Here is a 24424-nt window from a genome sequence, read left to right on the forward strand (position 1 = left end):
CCTTTGCAGAAAATATAACAAAATAAGCCCTTTCATTTACATCCGACATTTTTCTAATTTATAATGACGTTATGTGTGTTTCATCTAGTTAATTTTTGACACACTAATAAAAGTGAATGAAAGGAGATGAGAGTTTTGCACGAAACAACGCAAGAGCTCGCAAACTGGCAGTATTATTTTGCTATCGCAGTCTTTTTAATTACATATGCCATTATTATTTCTGAAAAAATTAATCGCGCTGTCATCGCACTTCTTGGCGCAGCACTCATGGTAATTATGGGGGTCGTTGATTTACACAACGCCTTTACGAAACATATTGAATGGGGGACGATTACGCTACTCATCGGTATGATGATTTTGGTGAACATTACGAGTAAATCGGGTGTCTTCCAATACGTTGCCATTAAAGCAGCAAAAGGAGCACAAGGAAATCCAATTAAAATTTTAATTTCACTTTCCTTACTTACTGCGCTTGGTTCCGCATTTTTAGATAACGTGACAACTGTACTTCTTGTTGTTCCAGTTACTTTATCTATTACGCGCATACTGCAAGTAAATCCTGTTCCTTATTTACTTTCTGAAATTATTTTTTCAAACATTGGAGGAACAGCAACATTAATTGGTGATCCACCTAACATTATGATTGGTTCTGCAAATAAGCATTTAGATTTCAATGCATTCTTATTCAACTTAGCACCTATCGTAATTATTATTATTGGTGTGACAGCAACAATACTTTACTTCATGTACCGTAAACAATTAATTGCTGATCCTGTACAAATTAAAAAATTAATGAGCCTTGATGAAAAACAATACATTAAAGATCCAGTATTAATGAAAAAATCTTTAACAGTACTTGGACTTACAATTGTAGGTTTCATGACTCATTCAATCTTCCATGTTGATGCAGCTATCATCGCTTTAACTGGTGCTACCGTTCTTATGCTAATCGGTGTGAAAGAGCATGAAATTGAAGAGGTATTCGCAAGTGTAGAATGGGTAACAATCTTCTTCTTCGCAGGACTATTCGTACTCGTTGGAGGACTTATCGATATCGGTCTTATCAAAATGTTAGCTCAAAAAGTAATTGGCATAACGGGCGGAGATATTTCTTACGCATCTATCCTTATTTTATGGGTATCTGGTATCGCCTCGGCAACAATTGATAACATTCCATTCGTCGCTACAATGATCCCACTTATTAACGATATGGCAGTTGGGCTAGGATTATCACCTTCTGACGCACAAATCGACGTATTATGGTGGGCATTAGCATTAGGTGCTTGTCTAGGTGGAAACGGAACATTAATCGGAGCTTCTGCTAACGTAATTGTTGCAGGTATCGCAAGTCGTGAGGGCCATAAATTTAGCTACATGGAATTCCTTAAAGTCGGCTTCCCAATTATGATCGTTTCATTAATCATTTCTCATATTTATATTTATTTACGCTACCTTATGTAGTAAAAAAGGGCTGTCCTATGTGGCAGCCCTTTTTTCTTGGTCAACAAAAAGCTGTTCCAAAATATCTTTGAAACAGCTCCATGCATATATCTACTCGTTATATCTTACTGGCTCATTCCGAATAATAAATAAGTGGATCGGTAAGAAAACCGAAAACGTGATTGTATGAATAATTGTAAACAATATAGAATTCGTTCCGTATCTATCTAAAATTGCGTAGATAAGATAAATAGACAGCACAATCGATACCGCTGTTGCTATTAAATATAGAATTGGTACGAAGTTAAAAATGAAACACGCGACATATATGCCGAATACTTTCCATCCTGCTTCTTCTTTTAAGAAATCTGGTAATTTGTCTTTTGCTAAATCCCCCCATATCTTACTATTTAAAAAAGGAATAAAAGCAAGAGCACCATCCGTTGCACCATCATTTTTCGCCATCGTATACAGTGCAAAAGCTGTTAATAAATACGCAATAATTGCCCAAATCAATACAACAAGAATAAACGCAAAACTAAGAGCAAAGAAACCCGCTAGTACGCCTTGATCTTCCATCTCATCCTCTCCTCTCTACTCTCAACATATTTCATTACTTTACAAGTTATGTTTTAAAATTTATCCAAACTCTCTGTATAATAATAGAAGCGAGATAATAAGAGAGGAGAACGCGCTTATGCATCCATTTGTACAAGCATTACAAGAGCATTTCACAGCTCATAATAATCCTGAAAAAGCAGAACCGATGGCACGTTATATGAAAAATCACTTCCCGTTTCTCGGTATTCAAACTCCAGAGAGAAGACAGTTGTTAAAAGACGTTATTCAAATACATACTCTCCCAGATCCAAAAGACTTCCAAGTTATCATACGTGAGCTTTGGGATTTACCAGAACGTGAATTTCAGGCAGCAGCACTTGATATTATGCAAAAATATAAAAAGCATATAAACGAAACTCATATTCCCTTCTTAGAAGAACTCATTGTCACAAAGTCTTGGTGGGACACTGTTGATAGCATCGTCCCTACATTTTTAGGTACTATCTTTTTAAAACATCCTGAATTAATTTCTGCCTACATTCCAAAATGGATCGCATCAGATAACATATGGTTACAACGCGCCGCTATTTTGTTCCAGCTAAAATATAAACAAAGGATGGATGAAGAACTTCTTTTCTGGATTATTGGACAACTACATTCTTCAAAAGAATTTTTCATTCAAAAAGCGATTGGCTGGGTCCTTCGCGAATATGCAAAAACAAAGCCCGATGTAGTATGGGAATACGTGCAAAATAACGAACTTGCCCCGCTCAGTAAACGTGAAGCAATTAAGCACATTAAACAAAATTACGGAATAAATAACGAAAAAATAGGCGAGACTCTATCATAGATAGACACGTTCCTCTATTGAGATTTAAAAAAGAACGTGTTAGAATATGTTCATTATTATTAATATAAGTAGCGATGACGGACTTATAAGTACTTGCACAAAAAGCGATTCAGGGATAGTGAAAGCCTGAAGTTGCAAGGAAACGGCAGTCTCGAGCAATACGTGATAAAGTGGATGCACCTTTTGTGTATCAACTAGGGTGGAACCGCGGGCAAACGCTCGTCCCTAGGCAATTAAGCCTTGGGATGAGCGTTTTTTTATGTTTTTCAAAGCATATACCGCTCGTTTCACTAGCATCTGAGCACGTCATCGCCAATACGTTAACTTTCAAAAGGAGGATTTTATTATGTATTCAATGGAACAAGTTGTAAACTTAGCGAAACATCGCGGTTTTGTTTTCCCTGGTTCTGAAATTTACGGTGGTCTTGCAAACACTTGGGATTACGGTCCACTTGGAATCGAATTAAAAAATAACGTTAAAAAAGCTTGGTGGAAAAAATTCATTCAAGAATCTCCATACAACGTTGGTTTAGACGCAGCTATTTTAATGAACCCAAAAACTTGGATCGCTTCTGGTCACGTTGGTAACTTCAACGATCCAATGATCGACTGTAAAAAATGTAAAGCGCGTCACCGTGCTGACAAATTAATTGAAGATGCTTTAGATGCAAAAGGCATCGAAATGGTTGTTGACGGTCTTACTTTCGACCAAATGGCTGACTTAATGAAAGAACATGAAGTAAAATGTCCTGATTGCGGTAGTGAAGAATTCACTGAAATCCGTCAGTTCAACTTAATGTTCAAAACATTCCAAGGTGTTACAGAGTCTAGCACAAACGAAATCTTCCTTCGTCCTGAAACAGCACAAGGTATTTTCGTAAACTTTAAAAACGTACAACGCTCTATGCGTAAAAAACTTCCATTTGGTATTGGCCAAATCGGTAAGAGCTTCCGTAATGAAATCACACCTGGTAACTTCACATTCCGTACACGTGAATTCGAACAAATGGAACTTGAATTCTTCTGTAAGCCTGGTGAAGATTTAGAGTGGTTCGCATTCTGGCGTGAAACTTGTAAGAACTGGTTACTTTCACTTGGTATGACTGAAGAGAGCATGCGTCTTCGTGACCACGGTGAAGAAGAGTTATCTCATTACAGTAACGCAACAACTGATATTGAATTCAAATTCCCATTCGGTTGGGGCGAACTATGGGGCGTAGCATCTCGTACAGACTTCGATTTAAAACGTCACATGGAACACTCTAACGAAGACTTTAACTATATTGATCCACAAACGAATGAGCGTTACGTACCATACTGCATCGAGCCTTCTTTAGGTGCTGACCGCGTAACATTAGCATTCTTATGTGATGCATACGAGGAAGAGCAATTAGAAAACGATTCTCGTACAGTTCTTCGTTTCCACCCTGCTTTAGCACCATACAAAGCAGCTATCTTACCATTATCTAAAAAGCTATCTGAAGGTGCTACTGAAGTATTCGCAGAATTAGCTAAAGACTTCATGGTAGACTTTGACGAAACTGGTTCTATCGGTAAACGTTACCGTCGTCAAGACGAAATCGGTACACCATTCTGTATCACTTACGACTTCGACTCAGTTGAAGACAAAGCTGTTACAGTACGTGACCGTGACACAATGGAACAAGTTCGTATGCCAATTAGCGAACTAAAAGGTTTCTTAGAGAAGAAAATCCAGTTCTAATTATAAAAAAAGAGGCAGCTCATGAGAGCGCCTCTTTTTTACTTTTCACGTTTTTCTTTAATTGCTACTGTACATCGTGATATGCATAATAAATCATCATTTTCATCAATGATACGCACATCCCAAACCATCGTTGAATTTCCTCTATGTATCGGTGTTCCGATCGCTGTTACAATTCCATCTTTCTTTGAGCGAATGTGATTTGCATTAATTTCTAGACCAAAACAGATGCATTTCTCTTGATCAATTAAATTGTATGAGCCAACGCTTGCTACTGTTTCTGCTAATGCAAGAGATGCACCACCGTGTAAAAAACCAAAAGGCTGATGCGTACGCTCATCAACAGGCATCGTAGCAACCACCTTATCTTCTGTCATCTCTAACAACTCAATTCCAAGTGAATCCATTAAAGTTTTTGCCATATCGCTTCCCCCTTCTCTCACTGTAATTAAATGTATAATTTTACCTGTTTATTTTCAAACTACGTATAACACTTATATAAGGAGGTTTCACCTAAATGAAACAGAAATTTTGTATACTATTACTTATGTTCTCCTTGCTGACTATTGTACCAAATTGTGCACTAGCAGCCAAAACATCTAACCTGACAATCGATGTTCAGACTGTAACGCAAAAAGGTAAGAAACCTTATATAGAATATCAAATTAACAGACCTTCATTTCATAACTTTTCTGATTCTAAATTTCAAAATAAGCTTAATTTCTATTACAAAAAATCTACTGATAAATTTAAAACTAGATTAGAAAAAGACGCAAAAAAATATTATAAAGAAACAGAAGGATCTAGTACGCCATTTCATCCGTACGTGGCGAATGTTGATTACAAAGTCTCCTTAAATAAACCACCTTTTCTCAGCCTATATTTGAATTACTATCAATATACAGGTGGTGCGCACGGTCTTTATACGTGGAAAGCAAACACATTTGATTTAAACGAAAAAAAGTTACTACGCTTAGATGATTTATTTCAACAAAAAGATAAATATAAAGAAGTAATTCGTGCTGAGATAGTAAGACAAATTAAACAAAATGAAAGCATTTATTTTCCCGATGCAACTGAAAAGGTCATGAGCACGAAAAAGTTTCACTTCTTTTTAGAGCCGAACAATCTCGTCATTTATTTCCCTCTATATGAGATTGCTCCTTATTCAAGCGGAATTCCGCAATTTCGTATTCCGTATACGTTGCTAAGAGACTATTTGAAGCCTTCTTATCAAAATATTTTGATTGACAACAAGTAAATATTTTCGCTACGATAATGTTAACCTAAAAACAACAGGAGGTTAACATTATGAGAAGATTTCATGTTTTAGATTTAGCATTAGCTGCCATGTTCGTTGCTCTTATGGCCATTGGTGCAAATATTGTATCTTGGGCACCATTCTTACAAGTAGCAGGCATCCCATTATCTATGCAACCATTTTTCGCAATTTTAGCAGGGCTTCTTCTTGGAAGTAGACTTGGCGCATTATCAATGACTGTTTATATGCTTGTCGGATTAGCAGGCGCGCCCATCTTCGCTAACTTCAAAGCTGGATTTGGAGCACTGTTAGATCCTACTGGTGGCTTTATTATCGCATTTATTATCGTTGCTTACGTAGCAGGAAAACTCGTAGAACAAAAGGAAAAACCAACATTTCGTACATTTGCAATTGCCTCTTTCACAGGAATTATTTTAACTTATATTATCGGTACTACTTATATGTACGGGGCAGTTAATCTCTTCATGGGCGGTAATATGAGCTATAAAGCTGCTTGGATGATTATGATGTGGTTCGCAGTAAAAGATATTGTATTTACAATGATCGGTGCTATCATCGCACCTCGCATATACTATGCTGTACGTCGTTCCGCTTATCAGCATTCTCATTCGACGATTTCATAATAAAAAGGAGTTATTTCAGCGCACTGAAATAACTCCTTTTTTATATTAAGACTCTTGATTCGTATGTTCTTCTAAAATTTTCTTCATCATTACAACCATGTCATCACGTAATTCTGGGTGTTGCAGGGCCATTTCAATTGTCGTTTGAACGAATCCTAACTTTTCACCTACATCATAGCGCTTTCCTTCGAAATCGTAAGCGAATACACGTTGAATTTCGTTTAAGCTTTGAATAGCATCTGTTAACTGGATTTCGCCACCAGCACCAACATGTTGCTGTTCTAAGAACATGAAGATTTCAGGTGTTAATACGTAACGTCCCATAATTGCTAAGTTTGAAGGTGCTGTACCTGCTGCTGGTTTCTCAACGAAATTACGAACTTGGTAACGGCGTCCTTCTTGCTCTAATGGGTCGATAATTCCGTAGCGGTGTGTTTCATCTTCTGGAACCGTTTGTACACCAATAACAGAAGAAAGCGTTTTATCATATTCTTCAATTAATTGACGTAAACAAGGTTTTTCAGCTTGAACGATATCATCACCTAATAAAACAGCGAATGGCTCATCACCGATGAATTTACGTGCACACCAAACAGCGTGTCCTAATCCTTTTGGTTCTTTTTGACGGATATAGTGAATATCTACCATTTTTGAAGAAGCCTGTACTTTTTCAAGTAACTCATACTTTTTCTTTTCTAATAAGTTTTGCTCTAACTCAAATGCATTATCAAAATGATCTTCAATAGAACGCTTCGTTTTACCAGTAACGATAATAATATCTTCGATTCCTGATTTTACTGCTTCTTCTACAATGTATTGGATAGTTGGTTTATCTACTATCGGTAACATTTCTTTTGGCATTGCTTTTGTAGCTGGTAAAAAACGTGTTCCTAATCCAGCTGCTGGGATTATCGCTTTTCTTACTCTTTTCATCACAAAATACCCTCTCTTCTTTCAGAATCAATAACGATCATTTCCTTACATAGAACAAAAGGGAGGTTTCACTCCCTTTTGTTTCCTACTACCCGAAATTACTTTATATTATAAACGATTCATAATATCTTCTTTAATAGTAAGTAACTTTTGTTCACTATTTTGTAAAGAACTATCTTGTACACCAAAGTAGAATTTGATCTTCGGTTCAGTTCCAGATGGACGTAGGCAGAACCAAGAACCATCTTCTAATTGATATTTTAACACATTTGATTTCGGTAAGTGAATCTCTTCTTTATGTCCATCTTGTAAAGATGTAACGATACTCGCTTTGTAGTCTTCAACTGCTACAACTGTTAAGCCCGCTACTTCTGTCGGAGGATTTTCACGGAATGTTGCCATCATTTCTTGAATTTGTTCCGCTCCATCTTTTCCTTTTAGCGTTAGCGATACAAGATCTTCACGGAAGAAACCGTACTTCGCAAATACTTCTAATAGACCATCGTATAACGTTTTACCTTGTGACTTGTAGTATGCAGCTACTTCACATGCGAATAGAACAGATTGTACTGCATCTTTATCACGGCAGAATGGACGAATTAAATAACCATAGCTTTCCTCATAACCGAATTGGAATTCGTATTGTCCGCTTTCTTCATACTGTTTAATTTTCTCACCGATAAATTTAAATCCAGTTAACGTATCAACTGTATCTAAACCGTATGCTTTCGCGATTGTACGGCCAATTTCAGACGTTACGATTGTTTTTAATACAACACCGTTCGCTGGAAGTGTTCCGTTTTCTTTCTTTTGAGATAATAAGTAATCAAGCATTAATGCACCTGTTTGGTTACCCGTTAATACTTGGAACTCACCATCGTGATTACGAACTGCCACGCCAAGGCGGTCTGCGTCAGGATCCGTTGCGATTAACACATCTGCGCCTACCTTCTCACCGTCACGAATTGCATACTCAAACGCCGCATGCTCTTCTGGGTTCGGTGATTTTACTGTAGAGAAGTTCGGATCTGGTAACTCTTGCTCTTTTACAACTGTTACATCTGTAAATCCAACTTCTTCTAAACCACGGCGCACAGAAATATTTGATGTTCCGTGTAGTGGTGTAAAGACGATTTTTAAGTCTTTCCCAACGTTTTTTACCATTTCTTTATTAATAATGACATTGTTCAATTCTGCAGCATATGCATCATCTACTTCTTGTCCAATAATATGTAATAAACCATCAGCTTTTAATTGCTCAACATCAGCAACCTCAACTGTTAATTCATCTTCTACTGCGTTTACGTAGCTAATTAATTCATCAGCTTCTTTTGGAGGCAATTGCCCACCATCATCACCGTATACTTTATAACCGTTATATTCCGGTGGATTGTGGCTTGCCGTAAGAACGATTCCACTCACTGTATGTAAATGACGAACTGCGAAAGAAAGCACTGGCGTTGGACGTAAGCTTTCAAACACATATGTTGTAATACCGTGTGCACCAAGTGTAGCAGCTACTTCCATTGCGAACTCAGGTGATTTATGACGAGAATCGTACGCAACAACAACACCGCGCTTCTTCGCTTCTTCACCTAATTTTTCAATAAATTTCGCTAATCCTTGCGTTGCTTTACGAACTGTATATACATTCAAACGGTTCGTACCAGCACCAAGTTCACCACGCATACCACCCGTGCCGAATTCTAGATTTTTATAAAAGCTGTCCTCAATTTTCTTCTCATCTTGCTTCATGTTTTCTAACTGTTCTTTTAGTTCTGCGTCTAACTCTGCATAGGAAAGCCAGCGACTAAATTCTTGTTTCCAGTTCATACTTCTATCTCCTCTCGCTTGTCATACCTTTATTATATGAAAAAAACAACCTGTATCTCAATATTTTTTACAATCTAACAGGATTTTACTAGTAATATTTGTATACACTATGGTTAAATACTCCACTAAAGGGAATGAGAATTATGCAAGAATGGGGCTTGTCAGAAGAGCTCAAAATACAAACAAAGCAAATGATTGAAATTGCCGAAAAAGAATTATCCATTATGAGGCAAGCAATTGATAAAGAAGATGAATGTATTTTGTGCAAAATGGAAGATATTCATCATATGTTAGCAAACGTACAAACATTGGCAGCTACATACTATATTCAAGCGTATTTATCACCTTATACGGAAAGTTCACATTCTATTACAACAACTGTCCAACATTTAAGCGTCCGAAAACACGGGGCTCTTATTGTTGTGGAAAGAAATGAGCCACTTGACTCTCTCATTCAAACTGGAACAACATTACATGCTCATTTAACCTCACCGTTACTTGAATCCATTTTCTACCCAGGTAACCCTCTGCATGACGGAGCCGTTCTCGTTAAAAATAATCATATTGTTTCAGCTGCCAATATTCTTCCACTGACGAAAAGCACAGAAATCGATCCTGAGCTAGGAACACGTCACAGAGCTGCCATTGGCTTATCAGAAAAAAGCGATGCCCTTATTTTAGTTGTCTCTGAAGAAACAGGTCGTACTTCATTCGCCTTAAATGGGACGTTGTATACGATTTCCTTGTAAAATGAAACGAGTTACTGTGTGAAAAGACGCCCATAGTCATACCAATAAAAAAAGGCTGTTCCAAAATGTTGGAACAGCCTTCTCTTATAATCTTATTCTTCTCCGAAACGTTCAACAAATGTTGCAAGTGTACGTACCATTGCACCTGTTGCACCAGCTGGCCCTAAATCATGCACTCCTGATGATTCAGATGTTCCAGCGATGTCTAAGTGTACCCAAGGTGTATCTTCAGCGAATTCACCTAAGAATGTACCTGCCATAACCGCATGTCCTTCGCGGCCTGGTGAGTTATTTAAATCAGCAAACTTACTGTTTCTCACGCGTTCTTTATCACGATCAAAAATTGGTAATTGCCAAATTGATTCATCTGTTTCCATAGATGCCTCTAGCACTTGCTCAAACAATTCTTCATTATTTGTCATTGCGCCTGTCGTATGATTTCCAAGTGCAACAATTACTCCACCTGTTAATGTCGCAACATCAATAAGGTAGTTTGCACCTAATTTTTTAGCATACGTAATACCATCAGCTAACGCTAGACGACCTTCTGCATCTGTATTTAATACTTCAATTGTTTTTCCGCTCATAGATGTAATTACATCGTCTGGCTTAAATGCTGTACCACTTACAACGTTATCAGTTGATGGAATAACAGCAATTACATTTTGCTCTGGGCGAAGTTCACCGATAATTTCCATCGCACCTAATACAGCAGCTGCACCGCCCATATCACCTTTCATCCCGACCATGCCTTCACGTGGTTTTAAAGAATAACCACCTGTATCGTATGTGATTCCTTTTCCAACGAATCCAATAACATCTGTCCACTCTTCTTTTCCTTTATAAATAAGAGCGATCATTTTTGGTGGCTCTACACTACCTTGGTTTACTGCAAGTAACGCACCCATACCAAGGTCTTCCATTTCTTCCTTCTCAAGAACTTTATAATCCATATCATACTTCTCCGCTAACTCAACAGCATACTCAGCAAGCTTCGTAGCTGTTAATACATTTGGCGGCATATTTACAAGTGTACGGGCTGAATTTGTCGCATGTCCATGTACGTAACCAACTGTTAATGCAGCTTCAATTTCTTGTGCATCCTCCGCTGTAATAGCCGTGAACTTCTCTAATTCCACACGATCCTTTTTATCTGATTTATACGTTTCTAATTCATATGTACCAAGACCTTGTACTTCTGCTGCAATGTGAGCTACATCAATTGCGTCTAATTTGTCTGTTACGAAAGAATCCAGTAAGATTGCTGCATCTTGTACTTTTGCTGCCTGTAACGTTTTAAACGCCTTACCAAGAGCTGCACGTAACGTTTCCGTCGTATAAGATTCTTTCTTACCTAAACCAACGAAATAATAACGTTTCACATTTGTTTTTCCTAAACTATGTACTTTTGAAATAGCTTTCTTCTTAGTAGAAAGTTCTTTCTCTTCTAATAAAACTTGTAATTGTCCTTCAAACGCTTTGTCCAGTTCTTGTACAAAACTACTCGTTTTCTCTTCTTCAAATAAGGCAACAATTACCGCTTCATGGCTTACTAATTCTTTTTGTACTTGAAACATGTTCAGACCCCCTAAATTTCTCTACTCTACCTTTATTATAACTTTATTTTCGATAAAATGCGACAATTCTAACTTCTGCTATTGCCTCTATTATGAAATAAAAAAAGTCTAGCGTAATTACCACTAGACTATCTTTGTTTTAAATATTGACCGCGGAACACTTGCATCGTTTCGTCTTGATTTAACATCGTTAACTCTTCTTCTGAAAACTTACCATTTCCAACTTTCACTACATACACATTTACTTTTTTCTTACCCCATTGGCTATAAACATCTTTCACCGTATCATAATACAGATCAAGACGGTTTCCTTTTATCGCACCGCCCTTATCAGCTACTACACCATACCCATAGCCTGGTACGAATAAAATTGTCCCAATTGGGAATACGCGTAAATCCGCAGCGATTGTGGAATATAAATCCCTTTTCGCCTTAACACCTGAATATGTAATACCATACTCCGGATGTCCTGGCCTCTTGCCAGTTGACTCAATCCCCGACGTATAACCTGTTGCAGTCATTTCAATTGAACGATATTTAGACCAGTCGTTTGCCTGCTCTAAAGCATTTATCACTTCTTTACTCGGAGCAACATTTCTCTTAACTTCTGCTGCATGTACTTCTTTTGCACTCGTTCCCTCATATTTCTTTACAATCTCTAATAAAGAAACTCCTGTGAAAGCATTCCATGTTACGCATAATGCGGATACAAGTAAACAAGTCATCATAATGCGAATACAATATCGTTTTAACATTTTTATATTCCACACTCCTTCATCGTTAATCATTCCCTATACAATGAAGGAATATGCAAAAAAATAATCTCCAAATGAATTGGAGATTAAAACATTTGATATCCGCTTTTCCGAAGTTTCTTAATGACAATTCCAGCTAAAGCAGCACCTACTAATCCAGTCGATAAAATAAATACATCCGCTTGCCCTAAATGCGATACACTTGTCCCAAATGAAGAGAATGTTTCTTTTGGCTTTGAAAAGTAATCCCACATACTCGCCTTATTAATAATAAGCATACAAACAATCGGATACACAATAACCATTACCCATGTTGCTCGCAATATCATGTTGAGTAAAAATCCAATTCCAAAAAACAAAATGAAAAATAACATCATTGAAATCAGTAGTACCGGTATACTCACTCTTTCTCCCTCTCCTTCGTATGCGCTGTAAATACATGATAGGCTGTATAACCAAAGTGCTCTCCTGGATTTAATGTTTTGTCCATCTCAAGATGAAATTCTGATTTTCTTTCCAACAAATATTTAATAAGTACAGACGTATCTGAGTCGTCCGCAATCGTATCTGGATGTAGAAATGCTACTTCAGACAATTCCTTCTCCTGTACAATAATATCTTCCCCTTCAGGCTCCAAAAGGAAAATAATCATATTATCACTAATCTCATTTCGAATCACGCCAGATCGAACACCAATGATCCCCTTCACATGAGCGACAATGCCTGTCTCTTCTAACACTTCACGTTTCACAGCTTCATCAACCGTCTCACCTTCATTTACAAAACCAGCCGGCAAAGACCATTTCCCCTTTAATCCACTGTACTTCTTCTTAACGAATAGCCATCTGCCATCTTTTGTAGCAACTAAACCACCGACAGCTAGCCATACTTTTCCTCGTTTCTCCATGATGTAATACCTCCTCTATCAGAACGGACAGAATATTCTTTCTTTTTTATATATTATACTATATTTTTTAAATGAAAAAAGCAGAAACAGCTCTTAGCCGTTTCTGCTTTTTCTACTATATATTAAAAGAATTTTAATTTACCTTTTTTAAGAACTAATAAAGGTCCACCTAATAAGAATAGGTAACGGTTATCAATAACTTTCTTCATGAAAGAAGCTTTCCAACCTGTTAACTTTTTGCCCATAACAACGCCCATTGCATCGTCATGACCTAAAGAACATACAGATCCTTTATTGTCGAATGCGAATTTCTTCATTTCGCCCTTGCCACGAACTAACACAGTTAAGTTGTGTGCAATGTTGTAACCTTGTTGAATTGCAATTTGTGCTGTTGGTGGGTATGGACGATTAATTTCTTCGTTAATGATTAACGCTGCGTCACCAACCATGAATACTTCTTCGTATCCTGGAGCGTGCATGTACTCATCAACTTTTACACGTCCGCGCATTGCTTCAAAGCCAGACTCTTCCACAATACCGTTACCACGAACACCTGCAGCCCAAACTACTGTTTCAGACTTAATTAATTCAGTATCATCGCCATTTGCAACGATAATACCTTCTTCAGTTGCTTCTTTAATTGCTGTACCGATGCGGAATTCTACACCTTTTTTCTCAAGTTGTTTCACAGCGTATTCTACTAACGCTGGATCGAAACCTGGAAGTGCTGTTGGAGCAGCTTCTACACAGATGATACGTGCTTTTTCACGTGGTACATTGTACTCTTTGCAAAGTTCAGGAACACGGTTTGCAAGCTCACCTACGTATTCGATACCAGTAAATCCAGCACCACCAACAACGATTGTTACTAACTCATCGCGTTGTTCAGTTGCATATTTAGCGAAGCTAGCTTCCATATGCTCACGAATTTCACGAGTTGCATTAATGTTAGCGATTGAGAATGCATGCTCTTTTAATCCTGTAATTCCGAATGTTTCTGATTCGAAACCAAGACCGATTACTAAGTAGTCATACTCTAACTCACCGTCTTTTAAGATAATGCGTTTTTCAGCAGCTTTAATTTCTACTACTGTATCTTGTACAAAGTTTACTTTATTTGTATCAATAACGTCTTGAATATCTAGACAGATTTTTTCATCTTGTAATGTACCAGCTGCGCTCTCATGTAACCAAGTCGCTTGGTAGTGATAGCTGTTGTTGTTTACTAACGTAATTTCAGCTTCATTTACAGATAATGCTTTTTGCAGACGAACAGTCGTAATCATCCCGCCATAACCTGCACCTAAAACTACGATTTTTGGAGTCTTCACCAAATCACAACCCTTTTCTTTATATAATAGTAATGAAAAATAATACCAAGTACTAAAAACTCTATTTGTCAAGAATGTGGAATTTATCACATTCTATATCATAACAAAACGCAGTCAAAAAATCGTACGAATTTTGTCATAGAAATTTAACATAATACTTCCCTATATTAGTCGGTTTTATTCCAGAATTCAAGCGTCTGGAGAATTATCAATATTTTAAAATAACATAGCGTTTTCAAGGGTTTTTCAGCCTTTTTTTCATGTATTTTCCTTTCTTCATATTTTATACAATTAAAAACGCATCTATGCGAAAACTTACACACAATTCAGTCGTTTTCAGAAGTATTATGAACTCAAATATGCTATCATTTATTTGAAAGTGTCATCATTTGCAGGATTTTCGTGTACATATGAACAATATATGAAATCAATATCAAAATTCCATCTATAGGGGGAATGAAAGTGGCAGAAAATCAAAAAGTTTACGACATAACAATTATTGGTGGTGGTCCGACAGGGCTGTTCACAGCATTTTATGGCGGTATGAGACAAGCAAGTGTAAAAATCATTGAAAGCTTACCTCAACTTGGAGGACAATTATCCGCACTCTACCCTGAAAAATACATTTATGATGTAGCTGGATTCCCAAAAGTGCGCGCACAAGAATTAGTTGATAACTTAAAAGAGCAAATGAAGAAATTTGATCCAACCGTTTGTTTAGAAGAAGCTGTTGATACGCTTGAGAAACAAGCTGACGGTATATTTAAACTTGTTACGAATAAGCAAACTCACTATTCTAAATCAGTTATTATTACTGCTGGCAATGGTGCTTTCCAACCACGCCGCTTAGAATTAGAAGGTACAGCAAAGTATGAAAAGAAAAACTTACATTATTTCGTTGATGATATGAATAAATTCGCTGGTAAGCGCGTCGTAGTATTTGGCGGCGGCGATTCAGCTGTTGATTGGACAATGATGTTAGAGCCGATCGCTGACAAAGTTACAATCGTTCATCGCCGTGATAAATTCCGTGCGCACGAACATAGCGTAGAAAGCTTAATGAATTCTCGTGCAGAAGTAAGTACACCGTACATTCCAGTAGAGCTCATTGGGGATGACAAAATTGAACAAGTCGTTCTTCAACATGTAAAAACGGAAGAAAAAATTATCATCGACGTTGATGATGTAATCGTAAACTACGGCTTCGTTTCTTCCCTTGGCCCAATTAAAAACTGGGGCTTAGATATACAAAAAAACAGCATTCTCGTGAACTCGAAAATGGAAACAAATATTCCTGGCATTTACGCTGCTGGTGACATTTGTACATATGAAGGAAAAGTAAAACTCATTGCTTGCGGCTTCGGTGAAGCACCAACAGCAGTAAACAATGCAAAAGCTTACTTTGATCCAAACGCAAAACTTCAACCGATGCATAGCTCTAGTATGTTTTAATATAGAAATGAAAAGAACTCCTTTTACGCGAAGGAGTTCTTTTGTTATTGTGCTACCGTATCCTTCCAAAATATGTTATGATAAAAAGGAACAAACGTTCTATTTGGTGAGGGGGATATTTTAAAAATGAAAGAACCTATTATCGTAAAAAAAGAAGCTTTCCAAGCAATCGGCGTTTCGATTACGACAACAAATGAAATAGAGGCATCTACTGAAGGAAAAATTCCAGGGCTTTGGAACCAATACTTCCAAGAACAAATTATGCATCACATCCCAAATCAACAAACAAAAGAAACACTCGCTTTCTACTCCAATTACGAATCAGATGAAACTGGTACATATCAATTTACAATCGGTATGCCCGTTTCTTCATTAGAAGACGTGCCTGAAAATATGACAACTTTAACGATACCTGCTGCTACGTATGCGGTATTTACAACGAGAAAGGGACCAGTTGCTGAAGTCGTTTGCGAAGCTTGGGAATATATTTGGAAATGGTCAAAAGAAAACAAACGTGCTTTTACAACAGACTTTGAGCTTTATGATGAAAAAGCAACAGATCCAACCAACACACAATTGGATATTTATATTGCATTAGCCTAAACGACAAAAAAGAAGATACCCTTTGGTATCTTCTTTTTTGTCGTTAAATAGCCACTGTGCAAATTCATTATTATTGTCTACAATGAGAAAGTGCAGTATAGAAATATTAGAAACTGTATAAAACGATTGTTAACAGGTTTTTTAGTTTAAATTTGTCACATAGAAAGGAAGCAATATGGAGGAACTACAACAAAATAAATCTGCTTTAGAGGGAAGTGGAAAACCGTTATTAAAAAATACGAATTTCCTTTTTCTTTGGGCAGCTACACTCTTTTCAAGTTTTGCTTTAGCCTTTTTTACTTTTTCACAAACGTGGTACATAGCAAAAACATTAAACCTTGAGGCTTCACTCGGTGTTGTTTTCGTAGCTCTTAGTGTTCCAAGGCTTATTTTTATGATTATCGGCGGCGCTGTAGCTGATAAATTCCCGAAAAAAAACATTATGTTTTATTCTAATATTGTTCGTGCTATTCTCGTCGCAACCATTCTTACATGGTTCATCGTAGGTGATGTAACACTGTATACATTTGCTTTATTCGCTTTATTCTTTGGACTTGCTGATGCTTTTTTCTGGTCAGCTGATGGATCTATCTTGCCTGAACTTGTAGAAAAAAGCCGTTTAACACAAGCAAACTCACTTACACAAATGACAAACCAAGCATCGGTCATCTTAGGCCCTGTACTTGGCGGCATTCTTATTAAATTTACGAACTATGAAACGATCTTTTCGATCACGATTTTATTACTGATCGTCGCAGCCATACTCGTTCAAAAAATACAATTTACGATGCCAGAACAAGAAAATACAGACAAAGGCATGTTCACTTCTATTAAAGAAGGAATCTTATATGTAAAAGAATCACCATTCCTTTCAACCTTCCTTCTTTGTAGCGCCTTTTTAAACTTATTTTTAATTGGTCCGATGCAAGTCGGTTTCCCGCTTTTCGTTAAAAATGTTCTGCACGGTGATTCTCTTCAGTTTAGTTACTTAGAAGCATCTGTAGGTGGCGGAATGGCAATAGGCGCTGTCATTGTCGGTTTAAAAAATATTAATCGTAGACGTGGTCTATTTTGCATTATCATGATGCTACTGTCTGGTGTATTCTTCTTATCCATTAACTTTAGCACCGTACTTTGGCAAGCATTATTAGCTGGCATGTTTTACGGTATTACAATCGCAATGGCTATCGTTCCGCTTATGGCGATGATTCAATCGACAGTAAAAGAAGAAATGATGGGACGCGTAATGAGTCTACTTATGCTATCATCAATGGGCTTTATCCCGCTTTCTTATGCATTCACATCAATCGCACTTGCAATAGGAATTCCAATCGTAACCGTTATGAAAAGCGGTGCAATCGCCGTTATCGTCTTCGTACTATTTGTAGCGATTCGTGTTCCAGTTGTAAGAAAGTTTGATTAACGACTTGGAGTCATGTGTTATACGCATGGCTCTTTTTTAAACGGATCAAATAACGGTATCCCCTTACTTCTTCTCATAGCTGCTCCCCATTCTAGTCCAACCTCTAAAAATAGATCCCGCACTGTACTATATAAAAGCGCCTTAACATTTTTACGGATTTCCCCGTATTTATACGCTCTCACAACACTCTTTACTCGCCAAATGAAATTTCCATACACTTCTTCATCCGCTAATATTTGCTCCAGTAACACACCTTGCTCTAGTAACCCGCTCTTTTTATATGCAAGTTCCACCTTACTCCAAAATATATTAATCTTCTTCGGATTACGCGTCATCGGCACAAGTGCGTATATAAAAGGCTTCAGTATATCGTGACGACAATACGTCTCATCAAGTTCGTACGTTTCTTTTCTATTCTCTTTTATTTGTGGAATGTTTTTAGAAAGAATTGTTTCCCCCTCATTTTTTTGCTCATTTTCACTACAGCCAGCTGCACGAACATCACTTTCACATGCGGACAGTTTCATACGGTCATTCATGCGGTCAATTGCAGATATAAGAAATACATATAAGTTCGCACTATATCCGCCGCGTTTATGTCTTTCTTTTGTCGCAACACGCTTTATAATTCCTAGCTCCTCTAACTTTACAATTGAGCGGCGTACTGTACGAATACTCTTTCCAACATTCGTCGCAATCGTCTCCATTAACGGACAAGCAACTCCCACTGTTTTCTGTTCCTCATTCACTGCATACTTTCCTAGAAAATGAATAATAGTAGCATCCGTTTTATTCAATTGAAATCGATAGCACTTCAAAACTTGTTTTTGATATGTATTAAACTCTTCTTTACTTCGAAATTCACTATATGGTTTCATTAAGTTATATAAGCTTCCCATTCTTATCACCTCATTTATAGGTAAGAAGCGGGAAGAGAAATTGGCGTGATATTTAATATTTTTTTAGTGGAGATGAAAATATGATCGTAATTAGCGCTTGTTTAGGTGGTATCGCTTGTCGGTATGATGGAAATGACAATCTCGTTTCAAAAATAGAAGATTTGCTGCAACAAGAAGATACAGTCCTCATTTGTCCTGAAGTATTAGGAGGATTACCAACGCCTCGTCCCTCAGCTGAAATTATTGGTGGGAATGGTGCTGACGTTTTGGATGGAAAAGCGAAAGTGATGACAAAAGACGGTGATGATGTTACAGAAGCTTTCGTGACCGGTGCTTATAAAGCGTTAGAACAAATTAAAAATTTACATCCAGAATATATTATTTTAAAGGAACGCAGCCCATCTTGTGGTAGTTCTACGATTTACACTGGAGAATTTAACGGAAATAAACAAACTGGTTACGGGGTAACCACTGCGTTATTCAAAAGACATGGATTTACAGTCATTTCAGAAGAAGATTTTGAGAATATAAAAAGGAATTGACCCTGTTCGTCAATTCCTTTTTTCCTTCTTATTTTGCACCTAATTTTTCTTGCACTTTCGCTGGAAGCTCGTCTTTCTTTACTTCTTCCCATGCTGATACACCTTTTTTATCTGAATGGTATACACGTAAGAATGCATCTTTACGAAGATTTTTTTGAGCATTAAATTCTAATTCTTTTTCTTTTCCGTCTTTATCAAATCCTTTTAATTTATACTCAAAATGTTTGTATGGCTCTCCGTTATCAGACTTACCATTATACTCTTTTCCGTCTACTGTAATTTGAACGTAATACTCATCTTTACCCATACGATTTAAATCACAGCCAACTAATAGGCTTGCAAATACAACTAAAATACTAAAAAGTGCAATATATCTTTTCATTTCCTTCACCTCATGTGTTTTTCTTATATTGTTATCTTAAAGCCTGAGCTTTAAAGAAGAAATTCAAAAACATGACATGAACATTACACTTTTGTAAGATAATAATTATTTCTTCACTTTAGAAACCGTCATTCCGTCACCAATTGGAATAAGTACGGATTCTAAACTTGGATGAGTTGCTATTACTTCGTTAAACTCCTTCATACATATAAACCAACCCCTAATTATGCAAAAGACGAAAATCAGAAAAAAAATAATCACTCCTTATCCAACTGGCAATTTCGTCTTCAATATGTGAAAAAGGATTTCTAAGTGATGAATTGAATATATATTTATTGTTTTCTAGCTTTTGAGAGGAGAAATAATATGAACCCTATTTTATTAGATGTTCCGTTACAAATAGAAACCGACAGACTCATTCTTCGAGCACCACTTCAAGCTGGTGAAGGGAATATCGTACACGAAGCTATTAAAGATTCCATCCGTGAATTAAAGCAATGGTTGTCTCTATTCCAGTCCATTCCTACTGTTGAAGAAACGGAAATTCTTCTGAGAAATGCACATATAGATTTTTTGAAAAGAGAAAGCTTTCGCTATCTTATCTATCATAAGGAGACAAATGATTTTATTGGAACTGCTAGCCTTCACGCAATTGATTGGAAGGTTTCTAAATGTGAAGTTGGATACTGGATTGACACGCAATTTAGTGGCCATGGATATATGATGGAAACAGTAAGTGCGTTAATAAACTTTGGATTTCAGTTATTCGAATTTAGAAGGATTGAAATACGATGTGAACGTAATAACACGAAAAGTCGTGCAATTCCTGAAAAATTAGGTTTTGAGCTTGAAGGGATATTACGTAATGAAGATCTTACCGCTGACGGCAAACAACTAACTGATACTTGCATCTATGCAAAGATAAAGTAAAACTTTAATAAGCCTTACTAATTGGACTTTCACGGCACAAGAAAAGACCTCCTTAACGATTTTATTTCATCGCTAAAAAGGTCTTTCTCTATTTCTGCTAAAAACTTAGCACTCTTCTGGCTTACCAGCATTTGTCGCTGTACGGAAAGATGATCCACATCCGCATGATGCGATTGCGTTTGGATTATCAATTGTGAACCCGCCGCCAAGCATCGATTGTTTATAATCAATTTTTACTCCTTTAACAATTGGAGCACTTTCTTTATCAATAACAAATTCAACACCGAAAAACTCAAGAACTGTGTCGTCTTCTTTTGGTTCTACTTCAAATCCTAAGCCGTAAGAAAGACCAGTACACCCGCCGCCATGTACAGCAAGGCGCACGTACTTCTCTCCATCTTCAGCATCTTTTAACATATCTTTAATTTGAAAAGCTGCTTGTTCTGTAACTTCAATCATGAAATACACCATCCTTTCTGTTCTCATTCTATTATACATCTTTACGCTTCTATCTTGTACTCATACACTCCGCAGCAAATTACTTCCGCTGGTCCTTTCATTAACACATTGCCTTCTTCTGTCCATGCAATCATTAAATCGCCGCCAGCTAAATGAACTGTAATTTCCTTACCACGTTCCATCTTTCCATTTAAAATAGAGGCTACAACTGCAGCACACGCCCCTGTTCCGCAGGCTTGTGTTACACCAGATCCACGTTCCCAAACGCGGAAGTTCATCTCTTCCTCATTCAAAATCTCAATGAATTCAACATTTACTCGCTCTGGGAACATTTCATGTGTCTCAAGGACTGGACCAAGTGTTGTAAGAGGTGCTTGTTCTACATCATCTACAAAAATAACCGCATGCGGATTCCCCATTGAAACAGCTGTAAATGCATAACGATGATTATTGTATAAGAAGTTTTCACGAATAAATGGTGTTTCACCTTCACCAAGCATCGGTATTTCTTCACGCGTTAAACGCGGTGCTCCCATATCGATTTTCGCTAACGTAACTTTCCCTTCTTCTACCGTTACTTCCGCCGTTACAATGCCAGCTAACGTTTCAATTGTGAAAACTGTTTCTTCTACTAGTTTATGCTCATACGCATATTTCGCTACGCAGCGTAGACCGTTACCACAGCTCTTTCCTTCTGATCCATCATTATTAAACATGCGCATTTTCACCGGAGCTACGTCAGATGGACAAATTAAAATCATTCCATCTGCTCCAATACCAGTATTAATATTTGAAACCTTTTCCGCCACAAGAGCTAAATCTTCTTCCGGAATTTGTTCTTCAAACATATTTACATATATATAACTATTGCCAAGACCATGCATTTTTGTAAAAGAAAATTGGCTCATTTGTATTCACTCCAAAAATAATTTGTTATTTCAAGTATAAAATGCACGCTTTTAGAACACAATATGAATGTCCCCCGTTTCTCATATTTGACAACATTTGGCGATGAGCCCTTCTTGCACAAGTTGTGTAAGAAAAAAGCCCTTCTAAAAGGGCCTTTTTTTATTTATATACAACATTATTCTCCCCTGCGAAATAAAGTGAAACTTTAATCAGTGGGGATTTTCTTCATCCCAAACTGATTATTAGTTGAACCAATCGGACTTTTAGGGGCAGTTGATCACCCACCTAACTTCTTTGCTTTCGCTGAATTTTGAGGTGGGGCTCTTACTGCCCATTAAAGCGGGATAAAATTTTATCTAATAGAAAAAGAAAAAGGTGCTGCCGATTGCAACACCTTAAAACATTGGATTTTCATCCAAATAATCATATACATTATTGACCAGTTCTTCTACTGTAGCACCTTGTACTACTTCACCATTTACAAGTGCAAACGGTCCTTCAAAACAAATACCACAATATCCTAAACAACCATACTCCATTACATCTAAATTCGGATCTTTTTCTAATTTCTCTAAAGCTGCTTGTGAACCACTTGCAAGGTTACCTACACAAAATTCAATTAATGGTTTAATCAAAATTCTCCCCCCTGTACTACAAAACAAATTACTTTCTGACTTCATCTATAAGAAGAAAACTAAGCTGTTTCTTGTTGTTTTTGTTATACATTCCAAACTATTTAGTTACTTCACTATTTCACTTCAAAGTAGATGGTTTTATTTTATATAACATGCTATTTCCGATGAAATGGTAACTAAAAAATGAAAACAGTTTACTCTACTTTTCTTCTTATTGTACAACAGAGTATTCATTCATGCATTGTTATTTGTTCACAAATTCGATATAATTTGATTGAGTAAAGTCAAAATATTTTATTAATATAAAATTGTGTGATTAGGGGATATTTCAACAGAAAAGGGGTAATCCATCATGAAACACCTCGTAATACTGGGTGGCGGCTACGGGGGAATGAGAATTCTACAGCGGCTACTTCCAAGTAACCAACTTCCAGATGATGTACAAGTGACATTAATCGACAAAGTACCATACCATTGCTTCAAAACTGAATATTATGCATTAGTTGCGGGTACTATTTCAGAAACGCATATTCGTATACCGTTTCCTGAGCACCCACGCCTCAATATTCAATACGGCACAATAACAAATATTGATCTCGAAGAAAAAGCTGTTCATCTCGATGGCGGTGAAGCGATCCCATATGATGATTTAATCATCGGTCTGGGCTGTGAGGATAAATATCATAACGTTCCTGGGGCGAAGGAATATACGCATAGCCTACAATCGATTGAACAAACACGTAAGACATATGAACAATTAAATAGTCTAGAACCAAATGCAACAGTAGCTGTCGTTGGTGCTGGATTAAGCGGCGTTGAAGTTGCAAGTGAACTTCGCGAGAGTCGTTCTGATTTAAAAATCTATTTATTTGATCGAAAAGATAGAATTCTATTCCCATATCCAGAAAGATTAAGTAAATATGTAGAAGAATGGTTCGTAAAACATAAAGTTACTATTATACGAAACTCTAACATTACAAAAGTAGAACCAAATATTGTGTACAACCACGATGAACCACTTGAATGTGATGCAATCGTCTGGACAGCTGGTATTCAAGCAAATGAAGTTGTTCGAAACCTTCCAGTTGAACAAGATGGTAGCGGACGGGTTGTTTTAACAAAATATCACAATATTCCAAATAACGAGCACGTTTATGTTGTAGGAGATTGCGCAGCACTTCCACATGCTCCATCTGCCCAACTTGCTGAAGGTCAAGGAGAACAAATTGTCCAAATATTATTAAAACGTTGGAATAATGAACCACTCCCTGACGAACTACCTGTTATTAAATTAAAAGGTGTTCTCGGCTCTCTTGGAAAGAAGCACGGCTTCGGTTTACTAGCAAACCAACCATTAATGGGACGTGTACCGAGATTATTAAAATCCGGACTTCTTTGGATGTACAAGTATCATAAGGGTTAATACTTTACAGGTTGTCTACTAAGTAGGCAGCCTCTTTTATTCGTTACAATATAATTATCAGACACATCTTTCTCAATATGAATAATGATTTATTTTTCATTTTTATATTAAAAACTATCGATAAACAGTGTATGCTATTTATAAGTTGTTTTATTTCCTTTAAGACCGAATTCATTCGGTCTTATTTTTTATGTTGTAAATAC

The 24424-nt window shown here is 37.0% G+C and carries 27 protein-coding genes; 12 read left to right on the plus strand and 15 right to left on the minus strand.

All coding sequences use genetic code 11. The features are described from left to right. Positions 1-135: 135 nt before the first annotated feature. Positions 136-1461 carry an ArsB/NhaD family transporter gene (locus AC3WTI_RS26175; RefSeq protein ID WP_142305886.1) on the plus strand — a complete coding sequence of 442 codons (1326 nt, stop codon included), beginning with the start codon at positions 136-138 and terminating at the stop codon, positions 1459-1461. A gap of 90 nt (positions 1462-1551) precedes the next feature. Here AC3WTI_RS26175 and AC3WTI_RS26180 read toward each other — a convergent pair whose 3' ends face one another. Beyond that, positions 1552-2019 carry a hypothetical protein gene (locus AC3WTI_RS26180; RefSeq protein ID WP_000390064.1) on the minus strand — a complete coding sequence of 156 codons (468 nt, stop codon included), beginning with the start codon at positions 2017-2019 and terminating at the stop codon, positions 1552-1554. A gap of 118 nt (positions 2020-2137) precedes the next feature. Between AC3WTI_RS26180 and AC3WTI_RS26185 the strand changes: the two genes are divergently transcribed. Next, on the plus strand, positions 2138-2851 hold the full coding sequence (locus tag AC3WTI_RS26185) for a DNA alkylation repair protein (protein ID WP_087959450.1): 714 nt from the start codon (positions 2138-2140) through the stop codon (positions 2849-2851). Positions 2852-3197: 346 nt separating this feature from the next. After that, on the plus strand, positions 3198-4574 hold the full coding sequence (locus tag AC3WTI_RS26190) for a glycine--tRNA ligase (RefSeq protein ID WP_000287154.1): 1377 nt from the start codon (positions 3198-3200) through the stop codon (positions 4572-4574). Between the two features lie 38 nt (positions 4575-4612). On the opposite strand, the gene AC3WTI_RS26195 is transcribed toward AC3WTI_RS26190, so the two are convergent. Next, positions 4613-4996: a hotdog fold thioesterase gene (locus AC3WTI_RS26195; RefSeq protein ID WP_001140608.1), complete on the minus strand. Its 384-nt coding sequence runs from the start codon at positions 4994-4996 to the stop codon at positions 4613-4615. Between the two features lie 95 nt (positions 4997-5091). Here AC3WTI_RS26195 and AC3WTI_RS26200 point away from each other — a divergent pair, with 95 nt between their 5' ends. Together AC3WTI_RS26200 and AC3WTI_RS26205 are read left to right on the plus strand one after the other, a co-directional pair. Continuing rightward, positions 5092-5835 (plus strand): DUF3298 and DUF4163 domain-containing protein, encoded by a 744-nt coding sequence (locus AC3WTI_RS26200; protein ID WP_087959448.1) that lies wholly within the window; start codon positions 5092-5094, stop codon positions 5833-5835. A 50-nt stretch (positions 5836-5885) separates the two neighbouring features. After that, complete coding sequence (locus AC3WTI_RS26205) at positions 5886-6479, plus strand: biotin transporter BioY (protein ID WP_097841523.1); 594 nt, start codon at positions 5886-5888, stop codon at positions 6477-6479. A 45-nt stretch (positions 6480-6524) separates the two neighbouring features. On the opposite strand, the gene galU is transcribed toward AC3WTI_RS26205, so the two are convergent. Further along, positions 6525-7412 carry a UTP--glucose-1-phosphate uridylyltransferase GalU gene (galU, locus tag AC3WTI_RS26210; RefSeq protein WP_000832653.1) on the minus strand — a complete coding sequence of 296 codons (888 nt, stop codon included), beginning with the start codon at positions 7410-7412 and terminating at the stop codon, positions 6525-6527. A gap of 108 nt (positions 7413-7520) precedes the next feature. Further along, positions 7521-9245 (minus strand): phospho-sugar mutase, encoded by a 1725-nt coding sequence (locus AC3WTI_RS26215; protein WP_087959446.1) that lies wholly within the window; start codon positions 9243-9245, stop codon positions 7521-7523. Positions 9246-9388: 143 nt separating this feature from the next. Between AC3WTI_RS26215 and cdaS the strand changes: the two genes are divergently transcribed. After that, positions 9389-9994 carry a sporulation-specific diadenylate cyclase CdaS gene (gene cdaS, locus AC3WTI_RS26220; RefSeq protein WP_087959445.1) on the plus strand — a complete coding sequence of 202 codons (606 nt, stop codon included), beginning with the start codon at positions 9389-9391 and terminating at the stop codon, positions 9992-9994. 92 nt (positions 9995-10086) lie between these two features. Here cdaS and pepA read toward each other — a convergent pair whose 3' ends face one another. From pepA to AC3WTI_RS26245, 5 genes are all read right to left on the minus strand, one after another. After that, positions 10087-11571 (minus strand): cytosol aminopeptidase, encoded by a 1485-nt coding sequence (gene pepA, locus AC3WTI_RS26225; RefSeq protein WP_087959444.1) that lies wholly within the window; start codon positions 11569-11571, stop codon positions 10087-10089. A 128-nt stretch (positions 11572-11699) separates the two neighbouring features. After that, positions 11700-12326: a stationary phase survival protein SpsC gene (gene spsC / locus AC3WTI_RS26230; RefSeq protein ID WP_063260536.1), complete on the minus strand. Its 627-nt coding sequence runs from the start codon at positions 12324-12326 to the stop codon at positions 11700-11702. 86 nt (positions 12327-12412) lie between these two features. Continuing rightward, a complete protein-coding gene (locus AC3WTI_RS26235) occupies positions 12413-12730 on the minus strand; it encodes a YuiB family protein (RefSeq protein ID WP_000027015.1) in 318 nt (105 codons plus the stop codon). Continuing rightward, the gene (locus AC3WTI_RS26240; protein WP_087959443.1) at positions 12727-13233 is read right to left on the minus strand and encodes an NUDIX hydrolase; all 507 of its coding nucleotides are present in this window, start codon (positions 13231-13233) and stop codon (positions 12727-12729) included. Before AC3WTI_RS26240 ends, AC3WTI_RS26235 begins: the two co-directional genes overlap by 4 nt. A 122-nt stretch (positions 13234-13355) precedes the next feature. Then, positions 13356-14564, minus strand: coding sequence for an NAD(P)/FAD-dependent oxidoreductase (locus AC3WTI_RS26245; RefSeq protein WP_000856609.1), 1209 nt, complete (start codon positions 14562-14564; stop codon positions 13356-13358). Between the two features lie 462 nt (positions 14565-15026). Between AC3WTI_RS26245 and AC3WTI_RS26250 the strand changes: the two genes are divergently transcribed. The 3 genes from AC3WTI_RS26250 (at position 15027) to AC3WTI_RS26260 (ending at position 18042) form a co-directional block, all read left to right on the plus strand. Then, positions 15027-16016 carry an NAD(P)/FAD-dependent oxidoreductase gene (locus AC3WTI_RS26250; protein WP_113759735.1) on the plus strand — a complete coding sequence of 330 codons (990 nt, stop codon included), beginning with the start codon at positions 15027-15029 and terminating at the stop codon, positions 16014-16016. Positions 16017-16142: 126 nt separating this feature from the next. Further along, positions 16143-16619: a GyrI-like domain-containing protein gene (locus AC3WTI_RS26255; protein WP_097841522.1), complete on the plus strand. Its 477-nt coding sequence runs from the start codon at positions 16143-16145 to the stop codon at positions 16617-16619. Between the two features lie 175 nt (positions 16620-16794). Beyond that, positions 16795-18042, plus strand: a complete 1248-nt coding sequence (locus AC3WTI_RS26260) for an MFS transporter (RefSeq protein WP_097841521.1) — start codon at positions 16795-16797, stop codon at positions 18040-18042. 17 nt (positions 18043-18059) lie between these two features. Here AC3WTI_RS26260 and AC3WTI_RS26265 read toward each other — a convergent pair whose 3' ends face one another. Next, on the minus strand, positions 18060-18941 hold the full coding sequence (locus AC3WTI_RS26265) for a helix-turn-helix domain-containing protein (protein ID WP_097841520.1): 882 nt from the start codon (positions 18939-18941) through the stop codon (positions 18060-18062). Between the two features lie 80 nt (positions 18942-19021). Between AC3WTI_RS26265 and AC3WTI_RS26270 the strand changes: the two genes are divergently transcribed. Further along, entirely contained in the window at positions 19022-19483 is a 462-nt protein-coding gene (locus AC3WTI_RS26270; RefSeq protein WP_097841519.1) for a 2-thiouracil desulfurase family protein, read from the plus strand. Positions 19484-19511: 28 nt separating this feature from the next. Here AC3WTI_RS26270 and AC3WTI_RS26275 read toward each other — a convergent pair whose 3' ends face one another. Further along, positions 19512-19865 (minus strand): YxeA family protein, encoded by a 354-nt coding sequence (locus AC3WTI_RS26275; protein WP_097841518.1) that lies wholly within the window; start codon positions 19863-19865, stop codon positions 19512-19514. 105 nt (positions 19866-19970) lie between these two features. Beyond that, the gene (locus tag AC3WTI_RS26280) at positions 19971-20069 is read right to left on the minus strand and encodes a methyltransferase (RefSeq protein ID WP_253621663.1); all 99 of its coding nucleotides are present in this window, start codon (positions 20067-20069) and stop codon (positions 19971-19973) included. Between the two features lie 162 nt (positions 20070-20231). Here AC3WTI_RS26280 and AC3WTI_RS26285 point away from each other — a divergent pair, with 162 nt between their 5' ends. Further along, positions 20232-20795: a GNAT family N-acetyltransferase gene (locus AC3WTI_RS26285; protein WP_097841517.1), complete on the plus strand. Its 564-nt coding sequence runs from the start codon at positions 20232-20234 to the stop codon at positions 20793-20795. 105 nt (positions 20796-20900) lie between these two features. On the opposite strand, the gene AC3WTI_RS26290 is transcribed toward AC3WTI_RS26285, so the two are convergent. The 3 genes from AC3WTI_RS26290 to AC3WTI_RS26300 all read right to left on the minus strand — a co-directional run bounded on the left by AC3WTI_RS26290 (position 20901) and on the right by AC3WTI_RS26300 (position 22798). Beyond that, positions 20901-21254 carry a HesB/IscA family protein gene (locus AC3WTI_RS26290; RefSeq protein WP_000573828.1) on the minus strand — a complete coding sequence of 118 codons (354 nt, stop codon included), beginning with the start codon at positions 21252-21254 and terminating at the stop codon, positions 20901-20903. Between the two features lie 41 nt (positions 21255-21295). Then, entirely contained in the window at positions 21296-22162 is an 867-nt protein-coding gene (dapF, locus tag AC3WTI_RS26295) for a diaminopimelate epimerase (protein ID WP_097841516.1), read from the minus strand. A gap of 396 nt (positions 22163-22558) precedes the next feature. Continuing rightward, a complete protein-coding gene (locus AC3WTI_RS26300; RefSeq protein WP_000595025.1) occupies positions 22559-22798 on the minus strand; it encodes a YuzB family protein in 240 nt (79 codons plus the stop codon). A 352-nt stretch (positions 22799-23150) separates the two neighbouring features. Between AC3WTI_RS26300 and AC3WTI_RS26305 the strand changes: the two genes are divergently transcribed. Beyond that, positions 23151-24221, plus strand: a complete 1071-nt coding sequence (locus AC3WTI_RS26305) for an NAD(P)/FAD-dependent oxidoreductase (protein ID WP_087959434.1) — start codon at positions 23151-23153, stop codon at positions 24219-24221. Positions 24222-24424 lie beyond the last annotated feature (203 nt).

Source organism: Bacillus sp. EB106-02-03-XG38 (assembly GCF_058792175.1).